8 protein-coding genes are annotated in these 7606 nt (G+C 33.4%); 6 read left to right on the top strand and 2 right to left on the bottom strand.

The features are described 5' to 3' along the window. The coding region (locus A3I1_RS0102710) for an LPXTG cell wall anchor domain-containing protein (RefSeq protein WP_026216740.1) at positions 1–566 on the top strand (566 nt) is incomplete at its 5' end. Positions 567–749: 183 nt separating this feature from the next. On the opposite strand, the gene mnmE is transcribed toward A3I1_RS0102710, so the two are convergent. After that, complete coding sequence (mnmE, locus tag A3I1_RS0102705; protein WP_018369792.1) at positions 750–2123, bottom strand: tRNA uridine-5-carboxymethylaminomethyl(34) synthesis GTPase MnmE; 1374 nt, start codon at positions 2121–2123, stop codon at positions 750–752. A 214-nt stretch (positions 2124–2337) separates the two neighbouring features. Here mnmE and rpiA point away from each other — a divergent pair, with 214 nt between their 5' ends. From rpiA to A3I1_RS0102680, 5 genes are read left to right on the top strand one after another with little or no spacing between them, the layout of a single operon-like run. Further along, positions 2338–3018: a ribose-5-phosphate isomerase RpiA gene (rpiA, locus tag A3I1_RS0102700; protein WP_018369791.1), complete on the top strand. Its 681-nt coding sequence runs from the start codon at positions 2338–2340 to the stop codon at positions 3016–3018. Positions 3019–3028: 10 nt separating this feature from the next. Further along, positions 3029–4240 carry a phosphopentomutase gene (locus tag A3I1_RS0102695; protein ID WP_018369790.1) on the top strand — a complete coding sequence of 404 codons (1212 nt, stop codon included), beginning with the start codon at positions 3029–3031 and terminating at the stop codon, positions 4238–4240. A gap of 45 nt (positions 4241–4285) precedes the next feature. Beyond that, positions 4286–5092, top strand: coding sequence for a purine-nucleoside phosphorylase (locus tag A3I1_RS0102690; protein ID WP_018369789.1), 807 nt, complete (start codon positions 4286–4288; stop codon positions 5090–5092). A gap of 9 nt (positions 5093–5101) precedes the next feature. After that, complete coding sequence (deoD, locus tag A3I1_RS0102685; RefSeq protein WP_018369788.1) at positions 5102–5812, top strand: purine-nucleoside phosphorylase; 711 nt, start codon at positions 5102–5104, stop codon at positions 5810–5812. Position 5813: 1 nt separating this feature from the next. Then, positions 5814–6578, top strand: a complete 765-nt coding sequence (locus A3I1_RS0102680; protein ID WP_018369787.1) for a hypothetical protein — start codon at positions 5814–5816, stop codon at positions 6576–6578. Positions 6579–6609: 31 nt separating this feature from the next. On the opposite strand, the gene A3I1_RS0102675 is transcribed toward A3I1_RS0102680, so the two are convergent. Then, on the bottom strand, positions 6610–7515 hold the full coding sequence (locus A3I1_RS0102675; RefSeq protein ID WP_018369786.1) for a LysR family transcriptional regulator: 906 nt from the start codon (positions 7513–7515) through the stop codon (positions 6610–6612). Between the last annotated feature and the right edge of the window lie 91 nt (positions 7516–7606).

The following is a 7606-nucleotide window of genomic DNA, read 5'->3' as shown; positions in this document are numbered from 1 at the left end:
GAAAACAAGGACAATCACAGACAATAGATGCTAAAGAGTTGTTCACAGAAGGTGATGTCACAGCCCCTATTGACTTAGCGACCATTACCTTATTGGATGTCAATAATCAACCAGCAACAACAGTTTCAGCTATGAAAGATGGTCAAGAGGTTGGTACTTACAGTATTGATCCAGCTACTGGTTTGATTACTTTCCAACCAAGCTTAGATTTTGTAGGAGAACCAGATGCTGTTAAGATTCAAGCAAAAGATAAGAATGGTACGGTAGTTGAAACAAGTTATACTCCAACGGTAGAAATCGTCACCCCAACTGGAGAAGTTGCTGAAACAATAGGAAAACAAGGGCAATTACAGACAACAGATGCTAAAGGTAATACAATCCATATCTACAAAAAAATTATAAATGCACCGAAAGTTAATGAAAGTGTTAAGGAGAATATTCATTATAAGAAAATGTTGCCTAACACTGGTGAATCAGATAAAGTATTTTTACCTCAAGCACTATTATCGATACTATTGAGTATGACATTGTTGATTACGTCTAAAAAAAATAAGAAAAAAGAGTAATATTTTTATTCATTTTAATTAGATAGGTAATTTGAAGAAGTCATTATACAAGAAAACACCCTGAGAGTTAAGGAAAGCAATCCTTATTCTTAGGGTGTTTTGTGTTTAATATTGATTTTATATGTGATTTTTGAAACTTAGAAGATTATTTAGAAAGAGGTGTTAGATTTAATTAATGACAAATTATTTTCCTAAACAAAAATTACTAAAGAGCTGTGTTATTAGCTCATCAGGAGCTGCATCTCCAGTAATTTCGCCAAGAATTTCCCAAGTTTTTGTCAAGTCAATTTGAAGCAAATCAACAGGCATTTGTAGTTCAAGTCCATCGTTAACTGCCTTCAAACTCTCAATAGCCTTTTCAATAAGAGATATATGACGAGAATTAGAGAGATAGGTCGCATCTTTTTCAACAATACCTGCATTATCAAAGAAAATAGCATTTATCTTTTCTTCGATTTTATCAATATTGGTATGTTCTAAAACAGATATTTTGATACTATCTTCTGGAAGTTCCTCTACCTCAATTGCTTGTGGTAAATCAGTTTTGTTGAGAAGGATAATACGATTACTGTTTTGACTGATTGCAAGTAATTCCTTATCTTGCATGGTGAGTTTTTCTGAACTATTTAACACTAGAAGTACCAAATCAGCTTCTTCAAGAGCCTTTTTAGAACGCTCAACACCAATTTTCTCAACAACATCATCAGTTTCACGAATACCAGCAGTGTCAATGAGTTTAAGTGGCACGCCATTAATATTGATATATTCTTCGATAACATCTCGCGTGGTTCCTTCTATATCAGTGACAATCGCCTTATCTTCTTTGAGGAGCGTATTAAGAAGACTTGATTTCCCAACGTTTGGTCGACCAATAATTGCTGTTGATAATCCTTCTCTTAGAATTTTGCCACGTTTTGCAGTCTTTAAAAGATTACTTAGCAAACGTTCAAACGATTGTGTTTTTTCTTTGATGAGTGCAGTTGTTATCTCTTCAACATCGTCATATTCAGGGTAGTCGATATTAACTTCTACTTGAGCAAGAGTATTTAGTATTTCTTGTCTGGTATTGTTAATTAAAGTAGACAAAGAACCATCTAATTGATTAACGGCTATAGACATGGCTTTATCTGTTTTAGCGCGAATAAGGTCCATTACAGCTTCAGCTTGAGTTAAGTCAACTCTCCCATTTAAAAAGGCACGTTTAGTAAATTCACCAGGCTCTGCCATGCGTGCTCCTTGACGCAAAACGAGTTGTAATATTTCATTGGTAACTGCTATTCCACCGTGTGTATTAATTTCGATGACATCTTCTTTGGTAAAAGTTTTTGGTGCTTTCATTACACCAATCATCACCTCATCAAGTACTTCATTATTATCAGGGTCAACGATATGGCCATAATTTAGGGTGTGAGAGTCAACTTTATTTAAATCTTTTTCTTTAAATAGACGATTTGCAATTGAAATGGCATCTGTTCCTGAAAGGCGAACGATACCAATAGCTCCCTCTCCAAGAGGTGTTGAAATAGCGGCAATGGTATCAAATTCTTTTGTAATCATAAAAACCTCAATCTTTTCATTTGTTTAACAAATTTTCAGGACAAATGTCCTTAATTACATTATAACATGTAAGTAAAAAAACTGAAAAAAAGTTAACTATTCATCAATTTACATGAAGAAAAAGCAATTCTCTTGAAGAGTATCTACAACCTTTATACGAAAATAGTATGAAATATGATATAATTATTATTGATAAAACTATCTAGGAGTCATAATGGAAAATTTAAAACAATTAGTTGGAATTAAAGCGGCTGAATTTGTTTCAGATGGAATGATTGTTGGTCTTGGGACAGGATCAACAGCAGCTTTTTTTGTTGAAGAACTTGGTCGTCGTGTCAAAGAAGAAAATCTTGATATTGTTGGGGTGACGACATCTCACGATACCACAATTCAAGCAAAAGCATTAGGTATTCCTTTGAAATCAATTGATGAAGTTACTCATGTTGATGTTACAGTTGATGGTGCTGATGAAATTGATGATGATTTAAACGGAATTAAAGGTGGTGGTGCAGCACTTTTAATGGAAAAAATTGTTGCAAGTTATACCAAACATTACATTTGGATTGTTGATGACTCTAAATTATCAAGAAAACTTGGTTCTTTTAAGGTTCCAGTAGAAGTTATTCCTTACGGATTTAAGCAACTCTTTCGTCATTTTGAAAAACAAGGTTTTAAACCTAGCTATCGATATGACGATAAAGGTGATTTGTTAGTAACTGATATGAAACATCATATTATAGACTTACATTTTGATATCATTCATGAGCCTAAAAAATTAGCAAAATTATTGGATGAAACTGTTGGTGTGGTCGAACATGGTCTTTTCAACAATATGGTTGATACTGTGATTGTTGGGTCATCAAATGGTGTTTCAATCATTGATAAAAAGAAATAAGGAGAAGTAAATGACAAAATTTGATCGCATACATTTAATCGTTCTTGACTCAGTAGGTATTGGTTCTGCTCCAGATGCTGACCAATTTTTCAATGTTGATATTCCAGATACAGCATCTGATACATTAGGTCATATTTCTGAACAAGTTGGTTTAGAGGTTCCAAATATGCAAAAAATTGGACTGGGAAATATTCCCAGGGAATTCCCCCTTAAAACAGTAGCAAAAGAACATAATCCAAGTGGTTATGTGACTAAACTTGAAGAAGTATCACTTGGAAAAGATACACTAACTGGTCATTGGGAAATAATGGGACTTAAAATCACCGAGCCATTTGATGTTTTTCCAAATGGTTTTCCAGAAGAAATTCTTGAAAAAATTGAAGAATTTTCAGGTAGAAAAGTAATCAGAGAAGCCAATAAACCATACTCTGGTACTCAAGTTATTGCTGATTTTGGTGAACGCCAAATGAATACAGGTGAGTTAATTGTTTATACATCAGCAGATCCAGTTCTTCAAATTGCTGCCCATGAAGATATTATTCCGATTGAAGAGTTGTATAGGATTTGTGAATTTGCTCGGTCTATCACACTAGAGCGGCCATCACTTTTAGGTCGTATTATTGCAAGACCTTATGTAGGTGAACCAGGGAACTTTACTAGAACTGCTAATCGTCATGACTATGCCACATCACCATTTTCTGATACCGTTTTAAACCATTTACATGATGGAGGAATTCCAACATATGCTATCGGAAAAATTAATGATATCTTTAATGGATCTGGAATTTCTAATGATATGGGCCATAACCAATCTGATTCACATGGTGTTGATACCCTCATTAAAACCCTTAATCTTGAAGAGTTCAAAACAGGTTTATCATTTACTAACCTAGTTGATTTTGACGCTCAATATGGTCATCGCCGTAATCCAGAAGGTTACCGTGATTGTTTAGAACTTTTTGATAGCCGTTTACCAGAAATCATGGATAATATGAAAGAAAATGATTTATTGATGATTACTGCGGACCATGGAAATGATCCAACTTTTGTTGGGACAGATCACACACGTGAGTACATTCCGCTTTTAATGTTTAGTAAGAGCTTTACAGGTGGAGGAGTTATTCCTTTAGGCCATTTTGCTGATATTTCAGCAACTATTGCTGAGAATTTTGATGTTTCAAAAGGGATGATTGGCGAGAGTTTTTTAAGTAAATTAAAGTAGATTGACATTAAAACGTCTTGTTAAAACAATAACAAAGGAGAAGAAATGTTATTAGATAGAATTAAGGAAACAACCGCCTTTTTAAAGACAAAAGGCATGACAAAACCAGAATTCGGTTTAATTTTGGGTTCAGGTCTTGGTGATTTGGCAGATGATATCGAAGAAGGAATTGTTATTGATTACACTGATATCCCTAACTGGGGACAATCTACTGTAGTTGGTCATGCTGGAAAACTGGTATATGGAAAACTATCTGGACGTTATGTTTTAGCTTTACAAGGACGTTTCCATTTTTATGAGGGAAATTCTCTTGAAACAGTGACTTTTCCCGTTAGGATTATGAAAGCACTTGGCTGTCAAGGTGTTATTGTGACCAATGCTGCTGGTGGAATTGGTTATGGACCAGGAACACTGATGGCTATCACAGATCATATTAACATGACTGGTGTAAACCCATTGATTGGTTCTAATTTAGAAGAATTTGGACCTCGCTTTCCAGACATGTCAGATGCCTATACTAAAGCCTACAGGGAAGTTGCTCACAAAGTTGCAAAAAACCTTGGAATGACTCTTGAAAATGGTGTCTATTTAGGAGTGTCTGGCCCAACTTATGAAACACCTGCTGAGATTAAAGCTTACCAACTTATGGGAGCTCATGCTGTTGGTATGTCTACTGTTCCAGAAGTTATTGTCGCTACACATTCAGGATTAAAAGTTTTAGGCATTTCTGCTATTACTAATTATGCAGCAGGATTCCAATCAGAACTAAATCATGATGAGGTAGTAGAGGTTACCTCAAGAATTAAAAATCAATTTAAGAATCTAATCAAATCAATACTAGTCGATTTATAAGGAGAAAACATGTCAATTCACATTTCAGCAAAAGCTGGCGAAATAGCAGATAAAATTCTTTTACCGGGAGATCCTTTACGTGCTAAATTTATCGCCGAAAACTTTTTAGAAAATCCAGTTCTTTTTAATGATGTAAGAGGAATGTTAGGCTATACTGGACTTTACAAAGGGCATCGTGTAAGTGTGATGGGAACAGGAATGGGAATGCCCTCTATTTCTATCTATGGCCATGAATTAATCACTCAATATGGTGTTAAACGATTGATTCGTGTTGGTACAGCAGGTTCAACGTCTAAAGATGTTCATGTTCGCGAACTGGTATTAGCACAGGCAGCAGCAACAACTTCAGCCATTATTAGAAATGATTGGCCAGAATTTGATTTTCCACAAATTGCAAGCTTTAAATTGTTAGATAAGGCTTATCATATTGCTAAGGAATTGGGAATAACCACTCATGTGGGAAGTGTTTTATCAGCTGATCTTTTTTATTCTGATTTCTTTGATAAAATCATTAAACTTGGTAGCATGGGTATAAAAGCCGTTGAAATGGAAGCAGCTGCTTTATACTACCTTGCTGCGAAACATCAAGTTGAGGCTTTGGGAATTATGACGATTTCAGATAATTTGACTAATCCTGAAGAAGATACAACAGCAAAAGAACGTGAGACAACCTTTACTGATATGATGGCGGTTGGTCTTGAAACCCTTATTAGTGAATAATATGAATAAATTTGAAAAAGGTCTTCATTTGCTATTAGACGTTTATGATTACCAAAACGCTTTTAAAATGGCTAATCTAATTGGTGGGCTTTCTAGTGATTGTCTTTACATTATAGAAACACTTAAAGAACGAAGAGAATTAAATGTTGATTTTCTTTACAAAAACCAAAATAAAAATAAGATAATTAAGAAAAATTATGGTTTAAATCTTATTCATTTTTCAAAAACTGAAGAGACCATTCTTAATTACATTTTAGACTTAGAAGCAAAGATAAAAAATGGACGTATTATTGATTTTGTTAGAAGTGTCAGCCCTATTCTTTATCGTTTGTTTATTCGTGTTTTATTAAAAGAAATTCCTGATTTGTTTGATTATGTTGAAAATTCTAGATCAGATCGCTATGATACTTGGAAATTTGAAAAAATGAAGAATGCTAAGCATGAAACAATTCAAGAATTTATCTCAAGAAAACGAGATTCTCGTGTCACATCAAGGAGTTTGGTTGATTTAATTTTAATTTCTAATACACCTGATAATATTAAAGAAACAGTGAAGCAGTTGAGACAGTTAGAAAAATCTGTTAGAAATCCCTTATCACATTTGATAAGAGCTTTTGATGAAAATGAATTATATCAAACGACTGGTTTTTCTTCAAAGCTTTTTCTTGAAAAAATAATTGATCTTGCTGAATATACAGGACTAGAATATAACAGAAAAGAATTTTACTTTGACCAAATGAATCATTTTATTAAAAAAAATGGATAATAAAAAGCAGTATACAAGTACTGCTTTTTATTTAGTTAAATTTCACTTCTTCAGTGAGATAATTAATGAAGCGCTCCCCCATTTTTGATAGTAGGGCTTTTTGGTGCGTGATATAAACAACATTTATCTCATCTTCAACATTCAAAGGAATAGAGATAATATTATCTCCGTTTAAATTGCTATTTAAAATACCGGTAGCAATAGTGTAGCCATCTAAACCAATTAATAGGTTAAATAGGGTTGCACGATCACTAACCACAATAGATTTTTTATGAGTTAATTGTGACATGATTTCCTCAGAAAAATAAAAAGAATTATGGAGACCTTGATCATAACTGAAATAAGGAGAGTCTTCTAAATCTTTTAAACTCAATAGTGTTTTTTTTGCTAGAGGGTGTGTCTTACTAATAAAAACATGTGGTTGCGTTTTAAAAAGACTAGTAGCAGTCAAATGATTGTCCTCAAACATTTTGGTTAAGACGTCTTGGTTATACTTATTTAAAAACAAAACACCAATTTCACTACGAAAGTTTTTAACATCATCAATGATTTCCCAAGTTCTTGTCTCTCTAAGAAAGAGCTCATAACGTGTCATATCAGTTTTCTTTAATAGAGAAACAAAAGCATTGACAACAAAAGCATAGTGCTGTGAAGACACACTAAAAAGCTCACGATTATTGTTTGGTGATTTATAGCGTTCTTCAAGTAGTGCTGTCTGCTCGATAATCTGTCTAGCATAGGAAAGAAATTCAACACCATCTTTGGTTAGACGAATTCCTTTTGAATGTCTAATAAAAATAGTAATTCCCATTTCTTTTTCTAAATCTCTAACAGCATTTGATAAACTAGGTTGAGTAATATAGAGTTGCTTTGCAGCCTCATTCATACTACCTGTTTCAACAATTTTTATAATATAGTGTAGTTGTTGTATTCTCATAATTCTATTTTATCACAATTTAGAAAATAAACATCATTGTAATATTAATAGTGAAAACTTGATATATGAAATTAAATTGCAAATAAACTGT

Origin of the sequence: Streptococcus marimammalium DSM 18627, from assembly GCF_000380045.1 — a bacterium.
GTDB lineage: Bacteria > Bacillota > Bacilli > Lactobacillales > Streptococcaceae > Streptococcus > Streptococcus marimammalium.
This window is presented reverse-complemented; position numbering and strand designations above follow the sequence as displayed.

What these genes read in the sequence shown, in the direction of transcription:
- A3I1_RS0102675 (WP_018369786.1), bottom strand. Translation starts at nt 7,515, where the DNA reads ATGAGAATACAACAACTACACTATATTATAAAAATTGTTGAAACAGGT.
- A3I1_RS0102680 (WP_018369787.1), top strand. Translation starts at nt 5,814, where the DNA reads ATGAATAAATTTGAAAAAGGTCTTCATTTGCTATTAGACGTTTATGAT.
- A3I1_RS0102690 (WP_018369789.1), top strand. Translation starts at nt 4,286, where the DNA reads ATGTTATTAGATAGAATTAAGGAAACAACCGCCTTTTTAAAGACAAAA.
- mnmE (WP_018369792.1), bottom strand. Translation starts at nt 2,123, where the DNA reads ATGATTACAAAAGAATTTGATACCATTGCCGCTATTTCAACACCTCTT.
- deoD (WP_018369788.1), top strand. Translation starts at nt 5,102, where the DNA reads ATGTCAATTCACATTTCAGCAAAAGCTGGCGAAATAGCAGATAAAATT.
- rpiA (WP_018369791.1), top strand. Translation starts at nt 2,338, where the DNA reads ATGGAAAATTTAAAACAATTAGTTGGAATTAAAGCGGCTGAATTTGTT.
- A3I1_RS0102695 (WP_018369790.1), top strand. Translation starts at nt 3,029, where the DNA reads ATGACAAAATTTGATCGCATACATTTAATCGTTCTTGACTCAGTAGGT.